Origin of the sequence: Christiangramia sediminicola (assembly GCF_031344135.1) — a bacterium.
Taxonomy (GTDB): domain Bacteria; phylum Bacteroidota; class Bacteroidia; order Flavobacteriales; family Flavobacteriaceae; genus Christiangramia; species Christiangramia sediminicola.
Map to the genome: position 1 here is coordinate 348,701 of NZ_JAVJIU010000001.1, position 25,499 is coordinate 374,199.

At 35.2% G+C, this 25,499-nt stretch carries 22 protein-coding genes and 1 pseudogene; all 23 read left to right on the forward strand.

Annotation, left to right across the window (positions count from 1 at the left end; genetic code table 11):
- Nucleotides 1-2 precede the first annotated feature (2 nt).
- The 23 genes and pseudogenes from rfbB to RE431_RS01770 all read left to right on the forward strand — a co-directional run bounded on the left by rfbB (nucleotide 3) and on the right by RE431_RS01770 (nucleotide 25,447).
- A pseudogene (rfbB, locus tag RE431_RS01660) lies at nucleotides 3-1,011 on the forward strand (dTDP-glucose 4,6-dehydratase).
- Between the two features lie 260 nt (nucleotides 1,012-1,271).
- Nucleotides 1,272-2,612 carry a nucleotide sugar dehydrogenase gene (locus RE431_RS01665; RefSeq protein WP_309560219.1) on the forward strand — a complete coding sequence of 447 codons (1,341 nt, stop codon included), beginning with the start codon at nucleotides 1,272-1,274 and terminating at the stop codon, nucleotides 2,610-2,612.
- Nucleotides 2,613-2,617: 5 nt separating this feature from the next.
- A complete protein-coding gene (locus RE431_RS01670; protein WP_309560622.1) occupies nucleotides 2,618-3,082 on the forward strand; it encodes a DUF2061 domain-containing protein in 465 nt (154 codons plus the stop codon).
- Nucleotides 3,075-3,677 carry an adenylyl-sulfate kinase gene (gene cysC, locus RE431_RS01675; RefSeq protein ID WP_309560220.1) on the forward strand — a complete coding sequence of 201 codons (603 nt, stop codon included), beginning with the start codon at nucleotides 3,075-3,077 and terminating at the stop codon, nucleotides 3,675-3,677. Before RE431_RS01670 ends, cysC begins: the two co-directional genes overlap by 8 nt.
- A complete protein-coding gene (cysD, locus tag RE431_RS01680) occupies nucleotides 3,670-4,575 on the forward strand; it encodes a sulfate adenylyltransferase subunit CysD (protein WP_309560221.1) in 906 nt (301 codons plus the stop codon). Before cysC ends, cysD begins: the two co-directional genes overlap by 8 nt.
- Before the next feature lie 43 nt (nucleotides 4,576-4,618).
- Nucleotides 4,619-5,875, forward strand: a complete 1,257-nt coding sequence (locus RE431_RS01685) for a sulfate adenylyltransferase subunit 1 (protein WP_309560222.1) — start codon at nucleotides 4,619-4,621, stop codon at nucleotides 5,873-5,875.
- 144 nt (nucleotides 5,876-6,019) lie between these two features.
- Nucleotides 6,020-6,805: a 3'(2'),5'-bisphosphate nucleotidase CysQ gene (gene cysQ, locus RE431_RS01690; protein WP_309560223.1), complete on the forward strand. Its 786-nt coding sequence runs from the start codon at nucleotides 6,020-6,022 to the stop codon at nucleotides 6,803-6,805.
- A gap of 9 nt (nucleotides 6,806-6,814) precedes the next feature.
- Entirely contained in the window at nucleotides 6,815-7,729 is a 915-nt protein-coding gene (locus tag RE431_RS01695; protein WP_309560224.1) for a sulfotransferase, read from the forward strand.
- Entirely contained in the window at nucleotides 7,716-8,420 is a 705-nt protein-coding gene (locus RE431_RS01700) for a sulfotransferase family 2 domain-containing protein (protein WP_309560225.1), read from the forward strand. Before RE431_RS01695 ends, RE431_RS01700 begins: the two co-directional genes overlap by 14 nt.
- Nucleotides 8,420-9,868: a lipopolysaccharide biosynthesis protein gene (locus tag RE431_RS01705; RefSeq protein WP_309560226.1), complete on the forward strand. Its 1,449-nt coding sequence runs from the start codon at nucleotides 8,420-8,422 to the stop codon at nucleotides 9,866-9,868. Before RE431_RS01700 ends, RE431_RS01705 begins: the two co-directional genes overlap by 1 nt.
- A gap of 5 nt (nucleotides 9,869-9,873) precedes the next feature.
- Nucleotides 9,874-11,067, forward strand: coding sequence for an O-antigen ligase family protein (locus tag RE431_RS01710; protein WP_309560227.1), 1,194 nt, complete (start codon nucleotides 9,874-9,876; stop codon nucleotides 11,065-11,067).
- A gap of 6 nt (nucleotides 11,068-11,073) precedes the next feature.
- A complete protein-coding gene (locus RE431_RS01715) occupies nucleotides 11,074-12,171 on the forward strand; it encodes a glycosyltransferase (RefSeq protein WP_309560228.1) in 1,098 nt (365 codons plus the stop codon).
- Nucleotides 12,168-13,193 carry a glycosyltransferase family 4 protein gene (locus RE431_RS01720; RefSeq protein WP_309560229.1) on the forward strand — a complete coding sequence of 342 codons (1,026 nt, stop codon included), beginning with the start codon at nucleotides 12,168-12,170 and terminating at the stop codon, nucleotides 13,191-13,193. Before RE431_RS01715 ends, RE431_RS01720 begins: the two co-directional genes overlap by 4 nt.
- 16 nt (nucleotides 13,194-13,209) lie before the next feature.
- Nucleotides 13,210-13,662 (forward strand): serine O-acetyltransferase, encoded by a 453-nt coding sequence (locus tag RE431_RS01725; protein ID WP_309560230.1) that lies wholly within the window; start codon nucleotides 13,210-13,212, stop codon nucleotides 13,660-13,662.
- Nucleotides 13,663-13,672: 10 nt separating this feature from the next.
- A complete protein-coding gene (locus RE431_RS01730) occupies nucleotides 13,673-15,001 on the forward strand; it encodes a phenylacetate--CoA ligase family protein (protein WP_309560231.1) in 1,329 nt (442 codons plus the stop codon).
- Nucleotides 15,001-15,900 carry a sulfotransferase family protein gene (locus tag RE431_RS01735; protein ID WP_309560232.1) on the forward strand — a complete coding sequence of 300 codons (900 nt, stop codon included), beginning with the start codon at nucleotides 15,001-15,003 and terminating at the stop codon, nucleotides 15,898-15,900. Before RE431_RS01730 ends, RE431_RS01735 begins: the two co-directional genes overlap by 1 nt.
- Nucleotides 15,901-15,902: 2 nt before the next feature.
- On the forward strand, nucleotides 15,903-16,961 hold the full coding sequence (locus tag RE431_RS01740; protein WP_309560233.1) for a hypothetical protein: 1,059 nt from the start codon (nucleotides 15,903-15,905) through the stop codon (nucleotides 16,959-16,961).
- An 8-nt stretch (nucleotides 16,962-16,969) separates the two neighbouring features.
- A complete protein-coding gene (locus tag RE431_RS01745) occupies nucleotides 16,970-18,604 on the forward strand; it encodes a heparinase II/III domain-containing protein (protein ID WP_309560234.1) in 1,635 nt (544 codons plus the stop codon).
- Nucleotides 18,605-18,643: 39 nt separating this feature from the next.
- A complete protein-coding gene (locus tag RE431_RS01750) occupies nucleotides 18,644-19,855 on the forward strand; it encodes a glycosyltransferase family 4 protein (protein WP_309560235.1) in 1,212 nt (403 codons plus the stop codon).
- Between the two features lie 27 nt (nucleotides 19,856-19,882).
- Nucleotides 19,883-21,004, forward strand: coding sequence for a non-hydrolyzing UDP-N-acetylglucosamine 2-epimerase (gene wecB / locus RE431_RS01755; RefSeq protein ID WP_309560236.1), 1,122 nt, complete (start codon nucleotides 19,883-19,885; stop codon nucleotides 21,002-21,004).
- A gap of 58 nt (nucleotides 21,005-21,062) precedes the next feature.
- Nucleotides 21,063-22,187, forward strand: a complete 1,125-nt coding sequence (locus RE431_RS01760; RefSeq protein WP_309560237.1) for an MraY family glycosyltransferase — start codon at nucleotides 21,063-21,065, stop codon at nucleotides 22,185-22,187.
- Nucleotides 22,188-22,247: 60 nt separating this feature from the next.
- Nucleotides 22,248-23,039, forward strand: coding sequence for a polysaccharide biosynthesis/export family protein (locus tag RE431_RS01765; RefSeq protein WP_309560238.1), 792 nt, complete (start codon nucleotides 22,248-22,250; stop codon nucleotides 23,037-23,039).
- A gap of 2 nt (nucleotides 23,040-23,041) precedes the next feature.
- Nucleotides 23,042-25,447, forward strand: a complete 2,406-nt coding sequence (locus RE431_RS01770; RefSeq protein WP_309560239.1) for a GumC family protein — start codon at nucleotides 23,042-23,044, stop codon at nucleotides 25,445-25,447.
- Nucleotides 25,448-25,499: the final 52 nt, after the last annotated feature.

Genomic DNA, 25,499 nt, shown 5'->3' on the forward strand with positions numbered 1-25,499 from the left:
AAATAATGACAGTTTTAATTACAGGTGGTGCGGGTTTTATAGGATCTAATTTTATTCCTTACTTTCTTGATTTTAAACCTGATGTAAAGGTGGTCAATCTTGATTTGCTTACTTATGCCGGAAACCTTGAAAATTTAAATGAGGTTGAGAATAATCCAAGGCATCATTTCATTCACGGCGATATTAATGATAAAGAATTAGTAGAAAAAATTTTTAAGGATTTTGATATAAAGAGTGTTATAAATTTTGCGGCGGAATCTCATGTAGATAATTCAATCGAAGGTCCTGAAGTTTTTGTTCAAACCAACGTTAATGGAACTTTCAATTTATTAAATATTGCTTACCAACTTTGGATGAATAAAACCTGGAGAATATAAAAAAGAATATTCTAGTTCCAGGTTTCATCAAATTTCAACGGATGAAGTATACGGTAGCCTTGGAGATTCGGGGCTATTTTCAGAAGATACCGCTTATGCTCCAAACTCTCCGTATTCTGCAAGTAAGGCTAGCGCAGATATGTTAGTACGAAGTTACCATCATACTTATGGGTTAAACACTGTTGTTACTAATTGCTCGAATAATTACGGACCTAAACAGCATGAAGAAAAGTTAATTCCAACGATCATTAGAAAGGCTTTGCTCGATGAGAATATCCCAATTTATGGTGATGGACAAAACATCAGAGATTGGCTGTACGTGATGGATCATTGTAAGGGAATTCTAATCGCTTTTGAAAATGGCCAATCTGGTGAGACCTACAATATTGGTGGCAAGAATGAAAAGGATAATCTATTTATAGCCAATCATCTTTGTGAGATTTTAGATGTGCTCAGGCCTAAACTAAACGGAAGCTATAAAGATCAGATAAGCTTTGTTGAAGATAGAGCTGGGCATGATAGGAGATATGCTATAAATGCTTCTAAAATTGAAAAAGAATTAGGCTGGAAGGCTGATGAAGATTTCGCCTCCGGAATCAAACAAACCATTCTTTGGTATCTCAATAAGGATTAAGTTATATAAAAGGCTGTTTCTCACCAGTTAATATCTCTTAAATCTAAGTTAAAATTTTAACATTTAAATTTTGATTGAACTTATTAAACCAAGTATTTTTGCGGGCTGAATTTAACCTGAACTCATAAACCCTACTTATTAGAATTATTCAGTTCTGAATAATTTTTCCCTATCAGGTTTTTACAAAAATTTCCTAACGAGAGTCTTTCTGTGACTCACGGCGGCGAAGCCATGTTTTTACACAAATATTTATTTAAAGAATGATCAACCAAAAACCAAGAATTGCCATAATTGGATTAGGATATGTGGGTCTGCCACTGGCCAGGCTATTTGCTACAAAATTTCCTGTTGTAGGATTCGATATCAATCAGTCAAGGATTAATGAGCTGAAAAAAGGACACGACAGTACCTTAGAAATTGAAGATGAAATCCTTCAGGCTGTTTTGAGGCAATCAAATCCAATAAATAGCTCTAAGCTTGAGATCGCGGGAGATCTTGGACTGGAAGAGATGGGTGAAACTGGTTTGTTTTGCTCTTCAGAATTAAAGGAGATTGCCAACTGTAATTTTTATATCATTACCGTACCTACACCTATAGATAAGAATAACCGCCCAGATCTTACCCCTCTTTATAAAAGTAGTGAGGCTGTAGCCAGTGTTCTTAAACAGGGTGATACTGTTATTTATGAATCTACCGTTTACCCGGGAGTGACTGAAGAGGAATGTGTTCCTGTACTGGAAAGAGTTAGCGGACTCAAATTCAACGAGGATTTCTTTGTAGGTTATTCACCCGAGCGAATCAACCCGGGAGATAAAGAACATACTGTAGAGAAGATATTAAAAGTAACTGCCGGTTCCACACCAGAAGTTGGTAAAAGAGTGGATGAGCTTTATAAAAGCGTGATCACGGTGGGAACTCATTTAGCCCCGACTATTAAAGTTGCCGAGGCTGCGAAGGTTATCGAAAACTCTCAAAGAGATATCAATATCGCATTTGTGAATGAGTTAGCGAAGATCTTTAATAAGATGGAGATCGATACCAATGATGTCCTGGAAGCAGCAGCTACCAAATGGAACTTTTTGCCATTTATACCTGGTCTGGTTGGTGGTCATTGCATAGGGGTAGATCCTTATTACCTGGCGCAAAAAGCCCAGGAAATTGGCTATCATCCAGAGATCATTCTTGCCGGAAGGCGCATGAACGACTCTATGGGGAAATATGTCGCTTCTGAAGTGATAAAACTCATGTTGCAGAATGACTTAAAAGTAAAAGGAGCTAACATCCTGGTCCTGGGAATCACCTTTAAAGAGAATTGCCCTGATGTAAGAAATACAAAAGTGGTAGATGTAGTAAGAGAACTTCAGTCTTACGGAACCGAAATAACGATTTATGATCCACTAGCGAATCCAGCTGAGGTCCTGAAGGAATATACCCTTAATTGTAATTCTAAACTAGCCGAGAGGCAAAAGTTTGATGCCATTGTTCTTACCGTAGCTCATAGGGAATTTTTAGAGTTGAATATAGATGATTTTAAGAATGATAATGCTGTGGTTTATGATGTGAAAGGAGTTCTTGGAAATAAGGCACAAAGTAAGCTTTAGGGTTAATTTTGGCTACTTCTCATAAACGACATATAGCAAAGGCCATTACCTGGCGATTAATAGGTACTTTAGATACTATTTTTCTTTCCTGGCTAATCACCGGCAATCCCTATACCGGTTTAAAAATTGGTTTTTCAGAAGTTGCCACGAAGACATTACTTTATTATCTGCATGAGCGTTTTTGGTACACTATAAAGGCAGGAATCACTAAAAATGGAGACAGTAGGAAACGTCATATAGCCAAAACCTTCACATGGAGGTTTGTTGGAACCCTTGATACCATGTTAATAGCCTGGTGGATTTCCGGAAATCCCTTTACAGGATTAAAGATTGGAGCAGTAGAGTTGGTAACTAAAATGAGTCTTTATTATCTGCACGAAAGAGCCTGGTATAAGATCGATTTTGGCTTGAAAAAAAGACGTGAAAAAAAGAAAGCATTAGCGAACAAATTAAAATATACTAATGAATAATATTATTCCGCATACTTTCCAGGTAGAACGGAAAGACAGGAATGCACTTAAAGGACATTCCAGTTTTGTATGCTGGTTTACCGGATTATCTGGCTCAGGGAAATCTACCCTGGCAAGCCTGGTAGAATATAAATTACATGAGGAAGGAGTGCATACTTTTTCGCTCGATGGAGATAACGTACGTGGAGGTTTAAATAATAATCTGAGTTTTAGCCGGGAAGATCGTAAAGAAAATTTACGCAGGATCGCAGAAGTAGCAAAACTTTTTGTGGATTCTGGAGAAGTGGTGATCGCTTCTTTTATTTCGCCCCTGGAATCTGATCGGAAGTATGTAAAGGAGATCATTGGGCAGGAAGATTTTCTGGAAATTTTTGTGGATACTCCTATAGAGATCTGTGAAGCCAGGGATGTAAAAGGACTTTATAAAAAAGCAAGAGCCGGCGAGATTAAGAATTTCACGGGTATAGATGCTCCTTATGAGGCTCCGGTACAACCCGATATGGAAATAAGAACAGAAGAAGCAGATCCTGAAACTGCAGCAAAAAATATAGTTGAATTTTTAAAAACCAAATTAGAAAACCATTATAATGAATAAGTACTATTTAAATTATCTCGATGAGCTTGAATCTGAAGCTATTTATATACTTCGGGAGGTATGGGCTCAGTTTGAAAATCCTGTCATCCTTTTTTCAGGAGGTAAGGATTCTATTTTGGTTACACATTTAGCTAAAAAAGCATTCTATCCAAGCAAGATCCCTTTCGCTTTGATGCACGTAGATACCGGTCATAATTTTCCGGAAACCATTCAGTTTCGTGATGATCTTATTAAAGAACTTGGAGTTAAGTTAATTGTTGGTTCTGTTCAGGATTCTATAGATATGGGAAGGGTTGCTGAAGAAAAAGGAAAGAACGCAACACGTAATGCTTTGCAGATCACTACACTTTTAGACGCCATTGAAGAGAATAAAGTAGACTGTGCCATTGGAGGGGGACGAAGAGATGAGGAAAAAGCCCGCGCCAAGGAGCGTTTCTTTTCACATAGGAACGATTTCGGAGAATGGGATCCAAAGAATCAGCGTCCGGAACTATGGAACCTGTTGAATGGAAAGCATTATGAAGGTGAGCATTTCCGTGCCTTTCCAATAAGTAACTGGACCGAGATGGACGTTTGGAACTATATTCAAAGAGAAAATATTAGTATTCCTTCATTATACTTTGCGCATGAACGTGAAGTGGTAAATCGTGCTAATTCCTGGATTCCACTTTCTGAATTCTTAAAGCTGGAAGAGGGAGAGAAAGTTGAGAAGAAAAAGATCCGTTTCAGAACCCTTGGTGATATAACCATAACCGGGGGAATTGAATCTGATGCAGATACCCTGGAGAAAATAGCCAGCGAGGTTTCGGCAATGCGGAAGACCGAACGTGGAGATCGCTCAGACGATAAGCGTTCAGAAACAGCAATGGAAGACAGGAAAAAACAGGGATACTTTTAAAGGAGCTTAAAGCCAAAAGCTTAAAGCTTAAAGCAATAGAACAATGGAAATCAACAACAATCAATTACTAAGATTTACAACTGCAGGAAGTGTAGATGATGGGAAAAGTACCCTTATCGGGCGACTTCTATACGATTCAAAATCCATCTTCGAAGATCAGCTGGAATCAGTAACCAATACCTCAGCTAAAAAAGGACATGATGGCGTGGACCTGGCACTTTTTACCGATGGTCTTAAAGATGAAAGAGAGCAGGGAATTACTATAGATGTAGCATACCGATATTTTACTACTCCAAAAAGGAAATTCATTATTGCGGATACCCCGGGTCATATACAGTATACCCGTAACATGGTGACCGGTGCTTCTACTGCTAATGCAGCTTTGATCCTTATCGATGCAAGACATGGAGTTATCGAGCAGACCAAAAGGCATTCTTTTATTGCTTCTTTATTGAATATACCGCACCTGGTTGTTTGTATCAATAAAATGGACCTGGTTGATTTTTCTGAGGAAAGATATAACGAGATCGTTTCGCAGTTTGAAGAGTTCTCTTCTAAGCTTCTGGTAAAGGACGTACGTTTTGTACCAATGAGTGCATTGCTGGGTGATAACGTGGTAAACCGTTCCGAAAATATGGATTGGTATGGAGGAGGCACTTTACTAAGTATCCTGGAAACCCTACATATAAGCAGTGATATCAATAAGATCGATGCAAGATTCCCGGTACAAACTGTACTTAGGCCACAAAGCGAGGAATTCAGGGATTATCGCGGTTATGCCGGAAGGGTTGCTAGCGGGATTTATAGAACAGGGGATGAAGTAGCGGTATTACCTTCAGGTTTTACTTCGAAGATAAGATCTATGAATACCGGAGAGCAGGAAATAGAGGAAGCTTTCGCTCCTATGTCTGTTTCCATGACCCTTGAAGATGATATTGACATTAGTCGTGGCGATATGATAGTTAAAAAGAATAATCAGCCGGAAGGTGAGCAGGAATTCGATGTGATGCTATGCTGGTTGAACAATGATGCAGCGAAGTCTAGAGCTAAATATACGGTGATGCATACTTCCAACGAGCAAAGAGCGATGATCAAGGATGTGGTTTATAAGGTAGATATCAATACCTATAACCGCAATACCGAAGATAAGGATCTTGCTATGAACGATATTGCCAGGGTAACTATAAGAACTACGCACAGGTTGATGCTGGATTCTTATAGAGATAACCGGAATACCGGAAGTATCATCCTTATTGATGAAAACACTAACGAAACTGTTGCGGCGGGAATGATTGTTTAGAAGCTTTAAGCTGTAGGCTATAAGCTCTAAGCAGAAATCCAAAAATAATCAATCAAAGGCAGGATAGTCATCCTGAGCGCAGTCGAAGGATAATTTAAAAATGTCACCCTGAACTCATTTCAGGGTCCCAATAGAAAATAAAAATTGAAAGAACTACTAGAAATAGCCATCAAAGCCTCTCTCCAAGCGGGAAAACGGATCATGGAGATCTACGAAAATGAGGATTTCGAGGTCGACTTCAAAGGAGACGATTCACCTCTAACCAAAGCAGATCTTGCTTCTCATGAGATTATCATGGAGCATTTAAAGGATACAGAGATCCCTGTCTTATCTGAGGAAGGAAAGGATCTTGCTTACGAAGAGAGAAAAGACTGGAGACAGCTTTGGATCGTGGATCCAATAGATGGTACCAAGGAGTTTATCAAACGTAATGGTGAATTTACGGTGAACATCGCTTTGGTGGAGGACCAGAAACCAGTTTTAGGGGTAATCTATGTACCTGCTCTAAAGGAACTTTATTTCGCTGCTAAAGATTTTGGATCCTTCAAAACAAATACGATTACCGAATGTACCAGTCTTGAAGATATTTCAAAGAAGGCCTCCAAACTCCCAACTACGAACTCCCAGCCATTTACAGTGGTAGCAAGCAAATCTCATCTTTCTCCGGAAACCGAAGATTATATAAAGTCTCTGGAAAATGAACATGGAGCTGTGGAAACTATTTCCAAGGGAAGTTCTCTAAAACTTTGTATGGTGGCAGAAGGCAAGGCAGATCAATACCCACGATTTGCACCTACCATGGAATGGGATACCGCAGCGGGGCAGGCGATCTGCACTTTTGCAGGAAAGACGGTTTTAGACTGGCAAACAAAAGAAGAAATGCTCTATAATAGTGAACAATTATTAAATAACTGGTTTTTGGTAAAATAGCTTAAGGTTTTGAATAATAGTAATCATTTAAAAAAACCAATAATCTTTATAGGAACAGGTAGGTCAGGTACGACAATTTTCTCTGAGATAATCATGCGGCATCCGGATTTAGCCTATATTTCTAATTATCAAGTTAAATTTCCGAAATATCCTGTAGTTAATTTAATTAGAATAATATTCGAGAATAAACTATGGAATTTTAAAGGTCAAAAAAAACAATTAAATAAGATTAGTTTATTTAATAGGTTTGCGTTTAATCCTGTTGAAGGATTTAATATATGGAATAACTTGGTAGGTGGCGACAAAGTTTTTTCACGAGGTTTTCTAATTGATCATGAAATTAGCGAAACCCAAATAATACATACTCGAAAATATTTTAAAAACCTTGTGCGATTTCAGGGTAAAAAGAGATTAGCATTGAAGATTACTGGTCCATCAAGGATTTCTTATTTATTAAAAATTTTTCCAGATGCTGTATTTATAAACCTTACAAGAAATGATATTCCAGTAATTAGTTCCTTCCTTAAAATTCCGTTTTGGCAAAAACGAGGTTTGAATAAACTTTGGTGGACAGGAGCTTATACACAAAAGGAATTGAATTATGCAAATAGTTTATTTCATGATCCAATTTTAATAACTGCCTTTCAAGTTAAAAAAATAAAAATCGTTACGGAGTTGGAGATTAACGAGTTAAATCCCGTGTGCAAAAATGTCAGTTATGAGAGTTTTGTTGCAAATCCTTCAAATATACTCGCAGATACTTTAAATTTTCTTGATTTGACTGAAAATGCCAAAGTTTGTTTTAATTATCTATCAAAATTAAGGATTGAAGATAGAAATAAAATCGATACTGATTATTTCTCAGAACAAACTTTAGAAGCAATTAATAATATAAATTTAAAAATAGAGAATGGTATCGCATAAGCATAAAACTATTTTTATTCATATACCTAAAGCGGCTGGAACTAGTGTTGAAAGAGCATTTATGGAAGATTTGAATATTGATATGGAAAATAGGCATTCTCTTTTATTAGGTCTTAGTTCTAATAAAACTATAGGACCAAAAAGGATTAGCCATTTAACTGCTACTCAACTTGTAAAAGGGCATTATATATCGGAACAAATTTTCAAAGACTATTTTAAATTTGCTATAGTTAGGAACCCTTATGATCGGCTATATTCAACCTATAAATTTTTTCATTACAATGAATACTTCAGTTTCGATAATTTTATCCTAAAAATATTAGATAGATACCTAGATTCGGAACACGTTCATAATTATTTCTTATTACCTCAAGTTAATTATATCTGTAATGAAAAAGGCGATTTACTGGTTGATTTTATTGGTAAACTTGAAAATCTGAAAAATGATTTCGAAACTGTAAAAAGTGAAATTGGATTTAAGACTTTGGAATTAAAGCATTATAACAAATCAAATAGGCGGTTGGCATATCACGCTCTAATTCGAAAAATGGCCGATGATTTTTCACATTTTAGAAGTTTTTCATTTGCTAGAAAAAGAACTAGGTATTTGTCCTACGAGGCAATCGAAAAAATTAATTATATATACTCGGTAGATTTTGAGTATTTCAACTACGACAAGACATATTCCTAGTGTCAAGTAATTTAAAGAAAGATCTAATATTTGGTATATTTTGGTCTTCGGGGGGACAACTCTCAATAGTCTTAATCTCATTACTAACAAATATTATTCTAGCAAGAATGTTATCTCCTTCCGAATTTGGAAAAGTTGGGGTAATCCTGTTTTTTATTGTAATTGCAAATGTTTTTACCCGTGGAGGGTTGGCTGGAGCACTTGTGAGAATGAAGACTGTTAATACAAAGGATTATTCGACCGTATTTATTTTTAACCTTGTTATTAGTGTTATTTGTTACTTACTTCTGATAGCTTTTTCTTCTGAAATAAGTATCTTCTATAATGATCCTGGCCTTGCTGATTTATTAATATTTATTGGGACAGTTTTGATTTTAAACTCTCTATATCTCGTTAATACAGCAAAACTCATGAGAGAATTACGGTTTAAGGAAAAGACGATATATGAGTTATGTGCTGTAATAATTTCATCCATATTTGGAATTTATATGGCGTCTAATGGATTTGGCGTTTGGTCCTTAGTATATATGCAAATCTCAAATTCACTCACAATGCTTTTACTTCTGAAAATTTTTGCGAGTGTTAAAATCAATTTCATATTCAGTAAAAGATCATTTCGAAAGCTTTTTTCTTTCGGAGCAAACACAACTTTAGCTTCAATTATTAACACAACCTTTGAAAATATATATCATTTGATTTTGGGAAAGTATTTTTCCATTTCCCAAGTTGGGTATTATTATCAGGCAAATAAAATTCAAAGCGTACCAAATGGAATTTTAAATACAATATCTCAAAGCGTTGTTTTTTCCTCTTTGTCAAAAGTTCAAAATGATCTACCCGTGTTTGTAAATTTATACCAAAAGATTATTGTTTTGTTTACAATTGGTACAGCGCTTATCGCAAGCTTGATCTATTTATTTTCTGAAGAGATTATTCAAATTCTTTTTACTGCTGAGTGGTTAAGATCAGTTTTTTATCTTAAAATTTTAATTCTAGCATCCTTTTTTTATATGCAAGAACAATTTAATAGGGTTGTATTTAAAGTTTTTGATAAAACTAAAAAAATTCTTGGGTTAGAACTAGTTAAAAAAGGAATTCAATCAATAACTATTTTGGTTGGAGTAGTCACAAAAAACTTGGACATCTTGCTTTATGGATATGTGTTTACTAGTATTATAAGTTATTTCATAAATCTAAATGCTTCTCGAAAGATTATCAAAATAAATAACCTCCGTGAGGAAATAAATACGGTGGGAAAAATCTTAATTTGTTCAGTTTTAAGTGGCGGATTCTATATAGCCATAAAATTGGGATTCAACCTGTCTGGAGTCAAAAATTTACTTTTTATACCAATAGTGGTTTTGATTTATTTTTTTCTTTTAAAAAAAATTCAGGTTTTCGATTGTTGGAAAGAGTGTAGAAAAGTATATCAATTAATAATAAATTAGGTTTTATGGAAAGAGCGCTTTATAAAACTAAAATAGCTTCTTTATTGTTATTTGTTTTTGCTTTACCATTTTCTTATTGGGACCCTCTTGGGATAGCATCCATGTTTTCAATAACGAAGGCCTTTGGTTTTATGTATGCTATTTTTGCCTTTTTAACTTTTAAATCAAGTTTTGAAAGAGGAATTACTTTACCGGTGGTAAGGCTATTATTATTTATTTGGATTTTAATGGCAATACAATCTCTCGTTCATTGGTGGTACAATACAAGGTTTAGTATCATGGAATTTTCTTTAATACAGAATATTCTACTATTTTGGTTAATATCTTCAGATATAATAAGGAATAAGAAAATAATTAAATTTATTTTTTTGGCAATTGTTCTTGGGGTAGCACTTATGGTCGCCCTATCTTCTTTCGGTATTGGGATAAGTTTAGAAATGGAGTTAGGAGAACAAAGACTTTCATTTTTTGGTGCAAATTCGAATAATATTGCGGTTTTTCTGAGTTTAGCATTAATTCTAATAATTTATTTGAGTTATAAAAAAAAATTCGGCAAGAAGAGTTATTTACTATTATTCTTAGTATTACCAATTCTATCAATGATTGGCATGACAGGGTCAAGAAGCGCCTTAATATTAGTCGGCCTATCCTTATTGTGTTTCTTTTTATTTTTTAAAACCAAAATCTGGAAAAAAATTATTCTTCTTTCTTTCGGTACATTATTCGTAGGTTATTCATTAGAGAAAATTGTTTCTTCTGAAATTATGGCCAAAAGGATAGAAAAAACGATGCATAGCCAAGAACTGGGTCCAAGAGGTGAAATTTGGTCATCTGCTTTTAATATTTTTCTTGAAAAACCTGTTTTAGGATGGGGACAAACTGGATATGAAAAGCAGATTATGAACAATTTTAATGGTATATATTGGGATACGCATAACCTTTTTTTGTATCTCATGGTTACAACTGGAATAATTGGGATAACAATTTTTATCTTTTTTCTTTTTAGGTTAATTAAAAACAGCTGGATTTATTATAAAATCAATGCTGATCCCATTATGCTTGTAATTTTACTTTTTTATTTAACTAATATTTCTAAAACAGGTGCTGTAATTAATAATAATACGATGTGGGTCTTGGCCGCAATCATTTTTTCTTCTGTTTACTTTTATCAGAGTGGTATTGACATCGACAATGATTAAAAAATTATGAAGAATATCCTTTGTGTTATTGAAAGTTTGAATTCTGGTGGCGGCCAAAAACAATTGGTTGAATTGTCGAAATCCTTAAAGGAAAAGGGGCATAATGTATCTTTTCTAATATTTCATCCAAAATATTTTTTTTTGGAAGAGCTAAATAAGGTAGATATTCCTGTTAAAATAATCCAAAACAAGAATTTTTTTTACCGATTTATAAATGCAAGAAGATTTATTAGGTCTGGTAATTTTGATGCCATTATTTCCTTTTTAGTTATTTCAAATTTAATATGCGAGTTTGCTAGTTTACCTTCTAAAAAATGGAAACTTATTGTTGGAGAGAGAAGCGCTGATCCTAAAATTGGAACCTCTTTAAAATTAAGATTATTCCGATTTTTCCATTTTTTATCTGATTACATCGTAGCAAACTCTCAAGCTAATATCGATTTGATAAAAAATATTAATCCATTAATTAAAAGAAATAAGTTTCAGGTTATTTATAATACTTTGGATATAGATCATTGGAAACCAAAAACTGAGACTTCTAAAAAATCTAAATCTTATTTCACTATTGTGGTTGCTGCTCGTCATCAATATCTTAAAAATTTCGATGGGTTGATTGAAGCAGTAAACAGATTAACTGAGCAGGATAAAACCAAATTGAAAATAAAATGGTTTGGCAATTACAATACAAATCCGAATGATGGTTCTTACGAAGCTGGAATACAAAAAATTAAAAAATACCAACTTGAAAAAAATTTTGAACTATGTCCGCCGTCTAAAAATATTAAATCAGAAATGGAAGAAGCTGATGCCGTTGGATTGTTTAGTTTTTATGAAGGTTTTCCTAATGCTATTTGTGAAGCTATGGCGTTAGGTAAGCCTGTAATAGCTTCAAACGTGTCAGATTTACCTTTTTTTTTGAAAAATGAGCCGAACCTAATAGTGAATCCCGGAAATATAGAAGATTTAAATAAGGGGTTGGAATATTTGATTCATTTAAGTAGTGAGGATAAGGTTAAAATCGGTCAAGCGAATAGAACAATGGCTGCCGAGAAATTTAATAAAGAAAAAATTGTTGGGGAATATCTCAATTTATTAAAAGGATGACAAAGTTTCTCCTCATAGGAAAATGTAGGACAGAGTCAAATCCATCATCCGCCGGTGGTGTAATTGTTCTTTTTGAGCAATTGATTTCAGACTTTACCAGGCTAAATAAAAATTTTGAAATCTTAGACCTTAATAGAAGAAATTATCTATTACCTAACCTTGGTGTTTTATTGAACTATATCAAGGCAATGATAAAATTACCGTTCTGTGACATTGTCTTTTTTAACGGTACTGCCGGGGAGTATAAATACTACTCATGGTTTTTTACAGGTTTTGGAAAGTTATTTCGTAAAAAGGTAGTGCTCAGGAAATTTGCCGGAAATTTTGATCATTACTACGATCATGAAATCTCAGGGTTGAGTAAGAAGGCAATCGATTATGCTTTAAAGAATGCGGATATTAATTATTTTGAAACAATGTATTTAATTGAGCATTTTAAAACAACAGCCAATAATCCCAGATGGTTTCCTAATGTGAGATCAGTAAGTGATTTAGCTAAAAAAAACAATCCGTTTTCTAAAAGGTTTGTATTTATCAGTAATGTAAAGAGAGATAAGGGTATACAAGAAATTCTGGAAGCTCGTAAAGATTTACCGGCAACTTTTATAATTGATATTTACGGGCCTCTGAATTATGACTGTCCTTCTCATTTAAAGGATGCGTTTAAGATGTGCTATAAGGGAGTGCTTTCATCAAATGAAGTAATTAAAACGCTTCAAAAATATGATGTCCTTCTCCTTCCGACATATCACAAGGGAGAAGGATATCCTGGAATTATTATTGAAGCATTCGCTGCAGGGCTTCCGGTTATAGTCACGCCATTAAAAGGAATTAAAGAAATGGTTACAGAAAATGCCTCGGGATTTTTTGTCAACCCAAAGGATAGTGAGGCTCTCAAACAAAAAATAAAGTATTTCACCTCAGAAAATTACTCAATTTATTCTGAGCAAGCTAAAAATGACTTCCGAAAGTTTAATAATGAGGATGTTATGAAAAGAATAATACATGAAATTCATTTATAAAAAACTGTCTTAATCAATGCTCATTCATTTCTATCGTATTGGAAATTTTCTGTATAGGTGTAATGTTCCAGTTTTACCCAAACTCATTTATTATATCCAGTATTTACTTTTTAATTGTGCTGTTCCTTCTGAAACTAAAATTGGGAAGAAGTCCACTTTTGGTTATGGAGGTATTGGAGTTGTGTTACATAAGAGAGTAGTTATTGGTGACAATTGTAAAATTGGGACTAATGTTACTATTGGTGGTACTTCCAAAAAATATGAGGTTCCGATTATTGGAAATAGAGTTCAAATATCAACGGGAGCAAAAATCCTTGGTCCTGTGACTATTGGAAATGATGTGATTATAGGGGCAAATTCCGTTGTTGTGAAAGATGTTCCTTCAAATTGTGTAGTTGCTGGTATTCCGGCAAAAGTGATCAAAGAGAATATTCAGCTTTCCGATTATAGAAATGACATAAAATCATAAGATTTAGATAATGCTGAATCACATAAAGCGAATATATAGTTTAATTCCAGCACATATATCTCTTCCGATCATAAAAATTACTGGAATTGTCCCAATTTTTTCTAAACGACATTGGGAAAAAGTAGAAAGATTAGGCCAAGGTATTAAATCAGTCGAAATATATGATGAGCTATTAAATCTATCATATGATCTCGAAAAGATGGAATTTTATGAGTCTTCAGTTTACTCTAAATTTATCAAAAAGCCTGAATTCAAAAACTTGAAATCTCTTCCAATTTTGCATACCTCCTTGGTTAGGGATAATCTAGATAAATTTATTAACACTAAAATTCCAGGCTATTTCACTACTACCGGTGGTTCAGGAAGAAATCCCTTAAGGATTTACTTAAGCAACAAAAGCTATTTTAAGGATCGGGTTTATGCTTTTTATGCCTGGTCTACCCTGGGCTATTCAAAAGGAGACCTGAAATTGACGTTACGGGGAGTTAATCTTGGTGATAAGCTCTATCACTTTAACCCAATGAATAATGAACTACTTATCAATATTTTTCTTTTAAATGAAGATAATTTCTCTAATATTCTCAAGACCGTAAATAAATATAAACCAGTATTTGGACACGGTTACCCAAGTGCTTGGTACAATTTTGCACAATTAATGCAAAAATCTAATTCTAGTTTAAATACAAAGTTAAAAGGGATCTACTTCGCCAGCGAGTCAATTGAAAATACGAGAAGGAATTATGTGGAGGAAGTATTACAAACACCTGTAAGGTCAACATATGGTTTCACTGAAAGAGCGGGATTTGCTTATGAATTGCCGGATAGGAAAGGAAGCTATCGTATCGCTTTAAAATATGGTTTAATGGAAATATTGAAGGATGATGGAAACGATGCCAGCCTTGGGGAAAGAGGAAGAATTGTATGCACTGGTTTTATTAATCCTGCAATGCCTTTAGTGAGATACGATACTGGAGATTCAGCAGTGGTTGCCTGTATAGAAAAAGGTTTTGTTACAGAGATTAAAGATCTTAAAGGAAGATGGGGAAAGGATTTTATATTAGACCAAAATAACAATAAGATCTTTACAACTGCGATAAACGTCCATTCGCCTGCACAATTTGATTTTAGGTATATTCAATTATATCAAAAGGAAGTGGGTGAGTTGGTTATTAAGTGTGTTCCATTTTCAGAATTAAACGAAAAGTCATTAAAAGAAATCAAACAGGAATTTTCGCAAAAACTTCCGAATCTTTCTATTAAAACTGAAGTATGTTCCTTAGAACAAATTCACAAAACTAATAGAGGTAAAATTCCATACTTAATCAAAGAGGAAATCTAGTGAATAATAAAATTTTTATTGTAGGTGTAGGTAGATCAGGAACCAGTCTATTGCAAAGTATGTTAAATGCTCATTCTGAGGTTGCATTTATTCCGGAGACTCATTTTTTGCGTAAATACGTATTTACCAATAAGATATTTCCAGGAGAGCAAGAGGTAATGACTGAATTAAAACAAGATGAAAATTTACAACGCGTTAAAATAGATCCCCATCAAATTGTTAATAATAGAAATTCTTATTTAGAAGTTTACAACGAATTATTAGATATATATCTTGAAACTAAAGGGAAAAAAATAATAGGAGACAAAGATCCTAGAAATATAGATTTCCTACCCCATTTAAAAAATTATTTCCCAGATGCTAAAATAATCCATATTATTCGCGACCCTAGAGATGTAGTACTGTCGAGGACCAAGGCTGACTGGTCAAAACACTGGCCTTTTAACCTCCATGCATATATGTATAATGCACAAATTGGTAGGGGCAGAAAGATTGGCAGGAATTTATTTGGAAGTAATTATTTCGAAATTTGCTACGAAGATCTCATCATGACACCCGAAAAGGAGCTTAAAAAAATATGCGAATTAATTGGAATCGATTTTGAGACAGCGATGTTGGAGTTTAGCTCCTCTGCCAAAGAATTAGTAGATAAATCGGAATTACAATGGAAAAAGGAAACGATGGGTCCCCTTTTATCCTCCAATAAAAACAAATGGAAAAATGAATTTTCTGACTCCCAGATTGATCTTATACAAAAAGTGTGTAATTATACCTTTTCTAATTTACCTTATGAAAAGGCCAAGGTGAACCAATCTTTTGTGAAAAATAATATTCACAAAATGGCATCAAAAATTTTTAAAATACTATACCCCTTAAGAATTAGCTTTTTAAAGAAATAACAGTGGTAGATTTTGTATTTAAAAAAGGATTGCACCCTCATTTTATAAAGGATGATAATTTAATTTTATCTAAAGGAAATACGGTTTTTGAAAATAAGATTGCAGAGGATCTGATCGTTGCTGTCGGAAAATATAATTCTGGCATAATTCAAAAATTCCTGGCCCTAACAGAATTTGGAAACAGGATTGGAAGATTAGGTTTTCATAGCATTCAGCCTTTTAATGATGGCTTACTGGGAATTCAAAAAGGAAATATTGTTTTTAAAAAAAATCATTCTCGCAATTTTGAAAATGTATTTTCGGGATTTCGGGGAAGTAGACCGTTAAACGTATTTGCAGACAACAAGGAGAATTGGGCTTGTTTTGGTGAATATTTTGGAAACGATAAGCGTGATGAGGTTCATGTTTATGATTCTGTGGACGGAGTAAGCTGGAATAAATGTTATACTTTCCCAAAGGAAGCGATCAGGCATGTTCATGGTATTTTTGCCGATCCATATAGAAAAGGTTATTGGTGTCTTACCGGGGACTCCGATTCAGAATCTGGTTTATGGTTTACCTCTGATAGATTTAAGACTTTGAAAAAAGTACTATCCGGTTCTCAAAAAGCGAGAGCGGTTCAAATTATTCCGACAAAAGAAGGTATAATAGTACCTATGGACAGTCCTCTGGAAAGGAATTATATCCATTATATTGATTTGGAAGATAAGATTTTTACAAAGTTGAAATCTCTCCCTGGAAGTGCTTTTCACGCTACCTTAAGTAATAATATTTATTTCGTTACAACTGTTACTGAACCGAGTGACGTAAATATTACTGATAGTGCATATGTCTTTGCAAGTTTAAATGGAGTTGATTGGAAATGTATTTCTGTATTTAAAAAAGATTTCATCCCAATAAAATATCAGGGAATTACCAGATATACCGAAGTTAGTATTACCCCCGGATCAAATAACTCAGACTACATTTTTGGTTATGCCCGTTCTGTAAAAGGTGGAAGTGGTTTGATTCAATGGAAAAAAAGTGAAATTATTGAGTTCCTCTCAAATAGTAGATTTTAAGCTTTAAAATGAATTTTTCACTTTATTACCATACTCTGAAACACGTAAAGCCTATTCAGCTTTACTATCAGGTTTATTACAGGTTAAAGAACCGGTTTTTTAAAGATTCTCTCAGTTCCTGTAGTCTTAAGAGTTTTCCTATTCATCTGAAAAGCCTTCTTTTATTTAAAGATTCTTACAAAGGGAATCAAAGCTTTGAATTCTTAAATCTCGAAAAGGAATTTACCGATATTGACTGGAATTATAATTCCTACGGTAAACTCTGGACCTACAATCTGAACTATTTTGATTTTCTGAATCAGGAACATATTTCTGAAGCTGCCGGACTAAAGCTGATCAAGGATTTTATTGAGAAAGGACCTGATTTAATGGACGGAATTGAGCCCTATCCCATTTCCTTGAGAGGGATCAACTGGATAAAATTTTTAAGTCGATACGGTATAACCGATTCTAGTATTGATTCATTTCTATACAGGGATTATCAACGACTAAGTAAGAATCTTGAATACCATCTATTAGCCAATCACCTCCTGGAAAATGGATTTTCTTTACTTTTTGGAGCCTATTATTTCCAGGATGATAATCTTTACAAAAAGGCTGATAAAATATTAAAAGAGGAATTAGAGGAACAGATACTTGAAGATGGAACTCATTTTGAATTGAGCCCCATGTATCATCAGATCATTTTTCACAGACTCCTTGATTCTTATAACCTGGTGAAAAATAACAGGTGGAAGGATCAGGAATTAATTTTACTGTTGAGAGAAAAAGCTAGGTTAATGTTTGGGTGGTTGGAAAGCATTAGCTTTAAAAACGGTGAAATTCCTTACCTCAATGATTCAACCTTTGGAATAGCTCCAACAACCTCAGAATTGACTGAGTATGCAGTTAGTCTTGGATTAAAACCAAAAAAGATGAGGCTTGGAGATTCAGGATACCGGAAATGGAATGTGAATGATATGGAAATTATCATGGATGTGGGTCAGATCGCCCCCTCCTACCAGCCCGGTCATTCCCATGCCGACAGTCTGCAATTTGTTTTGAATTATAAGGACAAGCCTATTGTCGTGGATACTGGAATTTCGACTTATGAAAAAAATGAGCGAAGACAACTGGAAAGATCTACAGCATCTCATAATACCGTTACTATAAATGGAGAGAACTCTTCAAAGGTTTGGGGCGGCTTTAGAGTAGCCGATAGAGCGAAGGTTGTCCTGGTTAGCGATGAGTCAAAGAAGATAGAGGCTTACCATAATGGTTTCACAAAACAAGGGGTAATTCACCATAGGAAGTTTCAGTTTGCTGAAGCCCAGTTTAGCATAGAAGATAAACTAGTCGCTTCAAATGAAACTTATGAAGCTACAGGACATATACATTTCCATCCCGATTGCGACATCGAATTAAAAGAAAGTTCGATAATAATCAATAAAGAAATAGAAGTCCATATACTCGGAGCAGAAAAACTGGAATTGATGACCTATGATTTTGCTGAGGGCTTTAATCAATTGAAATCTGCCCGGAAAATAGCCTACGATTTCAAACACCAGGTGAGAATTAATATTCAGTCCATAATTGGCAATAATAGGACAGTGCATGAAAATTACGATTTGCAGACCGTTTTTAAAGCAGCCCTAAATAATTGAGTAGGAGTTTTCGATTCCGTTCGAACAGACAAATAATTTATGAGATTACTTTTTTTAACCGATAACTTTCCACCTGAAGTAAATGCTCCAGCCAACAGAACCTATGAGCATTGTAAGGAGTGGGTAAAAAAGGGTGTGGAGGTGACCGTTATCACCTGTGCTCCTAACTTTCCAAAGGGTGAAGTTTATCCAGGGTATAAGAATAAGATATACCAATCAGAGAAAATTGATGGTATCAAAGTAATTCGGGTTTGGAGCTATATTACAGCGAATGAAGGTTTTATAAAGCGCATCATGGATTATATCAGTTTTGCTGTTATGGCGTTTTTTGCCGGTCTTTTTATTAAGACCGATCTTATAATAGCAACCTCTCCGCAATTCTTTACAGCTGTCGCCGGGAGATGGCTTTCTTTTTTCAAAGGGAGAAAGTGGGTGTTTGAAGTTCGGGATCTTTGGCCTGAATCCATTATCGCAGTTGGAGCCATGAAAAGGAATCGTGCGATCCGGTTTTTCGAGTGGATAGAAAAACGACTTTATCAATCTGCCGATCATATTATAGTCGTTACTGATACCTTCAAAAGAAAGATTTCTGAAAGGGGGATTGCTTCTGAAAAAATATCAGTGTTTAAGAATGGAGCAAATTTGGATTTATTTCAGCCAAAACCAAAGGATGAAAATATTGAAGAAAAACTCGGATTGAAAGGTAATAAGGTTTTTGCCTATATAGGCACTCACGGGATGGCGCATGGCTTAAGTTTCATTCTGGATTCTATCAAACCACTAGAGGTTAGTCATCCAGATCTCAAATTTCTTTTTATTGGTGATGGAGCTGAAAAGAAAAATCTCTTGCAGCAGGCTGAAGAACTCGAGTTGACAAATGCCGTATTCGTAAATTCTGTTTCTAAAAAGGAGGTTGTAGATTATTTGAGTGTCATGGATGTGGCCTTAGTTAATCTTAAGAAGAGTGACACTTTTAAAACGGTTATTCCATCTAAGATCTTTGAAGCGGCTGCAATGGAAAAGCCTATTCTTTTAGGTCTGGAAGGAGAGACCAAGGGAATAATTGAGAAATATGATGCTGGAATCTGCTATATGCCCGAAGATCAGAATTCGTTTTTCGAAGCGGTTCAGAAAATAAGTGAAAGATCTAGTTATGAGGAGAAAGTAAAAGGCTCTAAAAAATTGCTAGCTGATTTTGACAGGTGTAAGATAGCTTCAGATATGCTGGAATGTTTAAGAAAAGTTGTTTAAGAATAAGATCCTGAAAACAAGTTCAGGATGACTAAAGAAATACTTATGCTAAAAATCACCATTATCGCCGGAGCGCGGCCAAATTTTATGAAGATCGCGCCAATAATCAAAGCGATCGAAAAAGCTAAAAGCGAAGGAGAAAATATTGATTTTCGACTAGTTCATACAGGCCAGCATTACGACAATAAGATGTCCGGATCCTTTTTTGATCAACTGGGAATTCCAGAGCCACATGTAAACCTGGAATCAGGAGGCGGCAGCCAGGCCGAGCAAACAGCTAAGATCATGGTTAATTTTGAGAAAGAATTATTAGCAAATCCTGCAGATGTGGTTTTAGTAGTGGGTGACGTTACATCTACCATGGCCTGTAGTATTACGGCTAAGAAATTGAACATTGAGGTAGTGCATGTGGAAGCTGGAATCCGTTCTGGAGACCTAAGCATGCCGGAGGAGATCAACCGTATGGTAACTGATAGTATCACCGACCATTTCTTTACCACTTCTGAAATTGCCAACGAGAATTTAAGAAAAGCTGGAATTGAAGAAGATCGTATTCATTACGTAGGAAATACCATGATCGATACCCTACTAGCCAACCAGGACAGATTGATAAATCCTGAAATTAAAGTTGATGGGGAGTCTCTTAAAGCCGGTGAATACCTGGTGCTAACTCTACACAGGCCGGCCAATGTGGATGAGGAAGAGAAATTAAAAGATATGATGCAGGCGATTATCGATGGATCAGGCGAGCTAACAGTGATCTTCCCGGTTCACCCAAGAACTGCGAGGATCCTTAAAAACCTCGGTATCGAACATGATAACCTGCATTATGTGGAGCCATTATCCTATCTGGAATTCAATTACCTGGTAAAGCATGCGAAAGCTGTGATCACCGATTCAGGAGGAATAACCGAGGAAACCACGGTTATGGGGGTGCCTTGCATGACCCTGCGTGATAACACCGAAAGGCCTGAAACCATAACAATGGGAACCAATGAACTTGTAGGAACAAATCCTGAAAATCTAAAACCCTATCTGGAAAAATTAATGAACGACCAATGGAAACAGGGTTCGGAAATTCCACTATGGGATGGTAAAACAGCGGAAAGAATTATTAAATCACTAATACATATTCATTCAAATTCCTGATATATTAACTTTTGCTGTTGCCCTACCAATAGGTTAATCACTTAAACAATCTACAATTATGAACATCCTCGATCACGAAGTAATCTTAGGATTATTTCGAAGTAATTACCTGTTCTTTGTTTTATGCGTTTTTGGGATCGCTTTCCTGGCTACTTTTTACTTTATACCAAAGGTATTATGGGTGACTAAGGAAAAGAACCTTATGAAAACTATTAATGAAAGAAGTTCTCACGATAAACTGATTCCTAATTTTGGAGGTGTAGCGTTTTTTATGGTGTTAGTCCTGGTTATTTCAATACTCCAGAGCGTAAAAACTACTTTTACAGGGAACCATCTAATCGTAGCAGCTACTTTATTATTTATGGTAGGCTTAAAAGATGACCTGGTCATTTCTACAGCCAGGGTAAAACTTTTTGGACAATTAAGTGCTGCCTTCTTCCTCGTTTTTTCTCCGGAATTACAAATCACCAGTCTGCATGGTTTATTCGGTATCTCTGAGGTTCCTGAAGTAATTGGATACTTTATAAGTGCATTTATAGTTATAGCCGTTATAAATGCTTATAATTTAATTGATGGGATAGATGGCCTGGCTTCAATGGCCGGAATAGTAATGAGTCTTGCATTTGCTTTAGCCTTTTATTCATCGGGCAATCCTTATTTTGTTTTGATTAGTGTAACCGTTGCCGGTATTCTGGCGGCTTATTTAAGATTTAACTTTTCAAGAGGGAAGAATAAAATTTTTATGGGAGATTCTGGTTCATTGATCATAGGATTAGTATTAGCCTGTCTTACTTTAAAAGTGATTGCGTTGCCGTTTGATTCCAAGGTCGCTTATTTAAATAATGGGAGGCTGGTTTACTTAGCTTCAGTATTATTCATTCCGTTGTTCGATACATTACGAGTGATGGTTTTAAGAGTAGTTGACGGCAGAAGTCCTTTTGAAGCAGATCGAAATCATATTCATCATATCCTTTTGGATTTAGGACTATCTCATTTCAAAGCTAGTTTTAGTTTGGCTGTACTGAATGTCTTTATGATTGCCAGTTTTATAATTCTTAGCAACTACTTGTTACATGATTACTTACTAATTGCTATCTCAGTAATCGCACTTTTAGTAGTTCTCATATTTGGAGGATTAAGAAAAAAGGCGAATCAGATCCAGCAGGTTAAATCCTACGCATAATTTATTTTGACATTTTTTTAACGATTGAAAAAACTTAACTTCGCAAAAATTTTGAAAAACATGAAGTACCCCAAATTAATTACTTTGACTTTTTTAAGCCTTCTTCTGGTCTCTTCATGTGTATCCAGAAAGGAAATTGTATACTTCCAGGGAATAGACAAAGCTAGTGCGGCTTTAGAAAAAAATCAAAACAAAGGTCTTCGTATAAAGCATAATGATCTTTTAACTATTAGCGTGTCGGCTCCGGAACAAGAAGCAGCAATGCCTTTTAATCTTCCTGTTGTAGGTGTTCCCCAGGGTGCAATGGAATTAGGAGGTCTTTCAGTAAATGGAAGGCAACAATTGCAAACTTACTTAGTAGATTCAGAAGGGAATATTGAGTTTCCTGTGCTGGGTACGGTGTCTGTAGCAGGACTAAACCGGCAGGAACTTTCTGGAAAATTAAAAAAACAAATTTCAGAATATGTTCAGAATCCTATTGTGAACGTACGATTGGTAAATTTCCAGGTGAGTGTTCTTGGTGAAGTAATGAGGCCCGGTACATTTGATGTTCGGGATGAGTATTTAAGTTTACCTAAAGCTCTTGGTTTTGCCGGTGACTTAACCATCTACGGTAGAAGAGGCAATGTTCTGGTGATGAGAGAGGAAAATGGTCAGAAAGTACATGAGTATCTTGATCTAACAGATCCAAACGTAATAAATTCCCCTTTTTATTATTTACAGCAGAATGATGTCGTATATGTAGAGCCTAATGGTGCTCAAATGCAATCGGCGAGTTACAACCGAAATGCCGGAGTCTATATAAGCATCGCCTCGGTACTAATTTCACTTGCAGTTTTAATAACAAATTAATTATGGCTCAGACAAATTATAATAATCGCCCCAAGGAAGAGGAAATAGACCTGCGTGAGGAACTGGAGAGATATTTGAAGCATTGGCCCTGGTTTGTGCTGGGCGTTCTTATATGTGTTATCCTGGCCTTTAGTTATCTAAAATTAACAACACCTACATTTCATACCATTGCGAGTATAATTATAAAGGATGAGAAGTCTAAATCACCTTCTAGTGAAATGGCTGCATTTGCTGATCTTGGATTACTAGGTGGCATGGGAACAAATTCTATTGAAAATGAGATAGGAATACTCAAATCCAAGAGGATGATGACCGATGTGGTGAAGGCTCTGAATCTGAATGTAATATATTTAGATGGCAATGCGGTAAAGAGTCCTGAGCTTTATTCTAAATCACCTTATTTTATCGAGGTACTTAAAATGGATGAAAATCGATTGAAAACTTATGTCAAAAGCGTTGGTAGTCAATTTGATATTCAGAGCAATGAGAATGGAAAAGTTTTACTCACTAATATTGAATCAGAGGAAGTTTTCGAAGGTAAAATAGGGCAGCCTATGGAAATTCCTTTTGCTGATATTATCCTGGTTGAAAATGCGGACTTTGTTTTGAATGAAGAAGAGGAAATGCCCGACTTAAATGTAAAGTTTTCCACTTTAGAAGCTGTTGTTTCAAATTATCGCACAAAACTTCAAATAAATCTTACTGACAAAAATTCAAGTTTAATTGAATTAGGCCTGGATGATTCTGTAAAAGAGAAAGCACAGGATATTCTGGATCAGTTAATTTATGAATATAACAGGGATGCAATTGAAGATAAAAACCTGGTTGCCAGAAATACTGCTGAATTTATTGATGAGAGGTTACAGATAATTAATGGAGAGCTTGACTCAGTAGAAACAGGTAAGGAAGAGTTCAAAGAAGCGAATAGGCTTACAGATATAGAAGCTGAATCTGAAATGTTCATTGAAAATGTTAGTGATTACAATAAACGCGAACAGGAGATAGGAACTCAGCTTGAATTGGTAAATACAATGATAAGTTATTTAAATTCAGATTCGGGATCTGATCTGTTACCTGCGAATTTAGGAATAGAAGAAAAGTCGGTAAATTCGAGTATAGAAGAATATAATAATCTTGTATTAGAGAGAAACAGGATATTAAGCGGGTCTACGGAAAAAAACCCGATCGTAAAAAGACTTAATAGTCAGATAGATCAGATAAGAGGAAATGTTCTGGCAAGTTTTGAAAGGTTAAGATCAAACCTAAGAGTTTCCCAGCAGGAATTAGAACGCCAGGGATCAGTAATCAACTCAAAGATCTCTGCAGTTCCGGCAAAAGAAAGACAGTATAGAGGAATAGAAAGGCAACAGAATATTAAGGAATCACTATATCTTTTCTTACTTCAGAAAAGAGAAGAGAATTCTTTAAGTCTTGCCGTTACAGCACCAAAAGCAAAGATTGTTGACCGTGCATATTCATCTGTCGCTCCTATTTCTCCAAAACCAAAAATTATTCTGCTTGCAGGTTTGATTCTGGGGTTATTGATCCCATTTCTAATTATTTACCTGAAAGGTCTCTTAAGTAATAAAGTAAAGAGCAGGGAAGATATTGAGAAGATTACTTCAGATATTCCAGTAGTTGGTGAGATCCCAAGTGTTTCCAAGAAAGATGGAGAAATGATTCTGAAAAATGATCGTAGTGTACTTGCAGAATCTTTTCGAATTTTACACACGAACCTTCAGTATTTAATCGTAAATACAGCAGATAAAAGGCAGGGAAATACCATTTTTGTGACTTCTACGGTAAAAGGAGAAGGTAAAACTTTAGTTTCTTTTAACCTGGCCGCTACCTTGGCAAATACTAATAAAAAAGTTCTATTAGTAGGAGCTGATCTTCGTAATCCGCAATTGCAAAGATTTGAAGCTGATGCACGAGAACATATTGGGGTTAGCGATTATTTAGCTAACGATAATTTGAAACTCCAGGATTTAATTCGACAAACAAATGTTGATAATCCAAATCTGGAATTACTTCCTTCAGGTACGATTCCTCCAAATCCTTCAGAATTATGGAGAAGGGAAAAGACCGGTGAGATGTTTAAGCAATTAGAAGCGATGTATGATTACGTAATAGTTGATACAGCTCCATCTTTATTGGTTACAGATACCTTCCTCATCAATAAATGGGCAGATCTTACTCTTTATGTGGTTCGCGCGGGCTATACCGAAAAGAAATTACTGAACTTTGCAGTTGACTCCAAGAATGACGGTAAACTGCATGACGTAAGTTTTGTGTTGAATGATGTTAAGTGGGCTAATTTTGGTTACGGAAATAAATATGGTTATGCCTACGGAGAGGAGGAAAAATCTTTTCTTACCAGGTTAAGAAACAAAGCGGCAATCTGGTAATATTAATTAGTTTTTAAAATATGCCCTGAATTGATCAGGGCTTTTTTTATGC

What these genes read in the sequence shown, in the direction of transcription:
- RE431_RS01745 (WP_309560234.1), top strand. Translation starts at nt 16,970, where the DNA reads ATGAATTTTTCACTTTATTACCATACTCTGAAACACGTAAAGCCTATT.
- RE431_RS01765 (WP_309560238.1), top strand. Translation starts at nt 22,248, where the DNA reads ATGAAGTACCCCAAATTAATTACTTTGACTTTTTTAAGCCTTCTTCTG.
- RE431_RS01685 (WP_309560222.1), top strand. Translation starts at nt 4,619, where the DNA reads ATGGAAATCAACAACAATCAATTACTAAGATTTACAACTGCAGGAAGT.
- wecB (WP_309560236.1), top strand. Translation starts at nt 19,883, where the DNA reads ATGACTAAAGAAATACTTATGCTAAAAATCACCATTATCGCCGGAGCG.
- RE431_RS01725 (WP_309560230.1), top strand. Translation starts at nt 13,210, where the DNA reads ATGCTCATTCATTTCTATCGTATTGGAAATTTTCTGTATAGGTGTAAT.
- cysD (WP_309560221.1), top strand. Translation starts at nt 3,670, where the DNA reads ATGAATAAGTACTATTTAAATTATCTCGATGAGCTTGAATCTGAAGCT.
- RE431_RS01750 (WP_309560235.1), top strand. Translation starts at nt 18,644, where the DNA reads ATGAGATTACTTTTTTTAACCGATAACTTTCCACCTGAAGTAAATGCT.
- RE431_RS01715 (WP_309560228.1), top strand. Translation starts at nt 11,074, where the DNA reads ATGAAGAATATCCTTTGTGTTATTGAAAGTTTGAATTCTGGTGGCGGC.
- RE431_RS01760 (WP_309560237.1), top strand. Translation starts at nt 21,063, where the DNA reads ATGAACATCCTCGATCACGAAGTAATCTTAGGATTATTTCGAAGTAAT.
- RE431_RS01770 (WP_309560239.1), top strand. Translation starts at nt 23,042, where the DNA reads ATGGCTCAGACAAATTATAATAATCGCCCCAAGGAAGAGGAAATAGAC.
- RE431_RS01710 (WP_309560227.1), top strand. Translation starts at nt 9,874, where the DNA reads ATGGAAAGAGCGCTTTATAAAACTAAAATAGCTTCTTTATTGTTATTT.
- RE431_RS01700 (WP_309560225.1), top strand. Translation starts at nt 7,716, where the DNA reads ATGGTATCGCATAAGCATAAAACTATTTTTATTCATATACCTAAAGCG.
- RE431_RS01720 (WP_309560229.1), top strand. Translation starts at nt 12,168, where the DNA reads ATGACAAAGTTTCTCCTCATAGGAAAATGTAGGACAGAGTCAAATCCA.
- cysC (WP_309560220.1), top strand. Translation starts at nt 3,075, where the DNA reads ATGAATAATATTATTCCGCATACTTTCCAGGTAGAACGGAAAGACAGG.
- RE431_RS01665 (WP_309560219.1), top strand. Translation starts at nt 1,272, where the DNA reads ATGATCAACCAAAAACCAAGAATTGCCATAATTGGATTAGGATATGTG.
- RE431_RS01730 (WP_309560231.1), top strand. Translation starts at nt 13,673, where the DNA reads ATGCTGAATCACATAAAGCGAATATATAGTTTAATTCCAGCACATATA.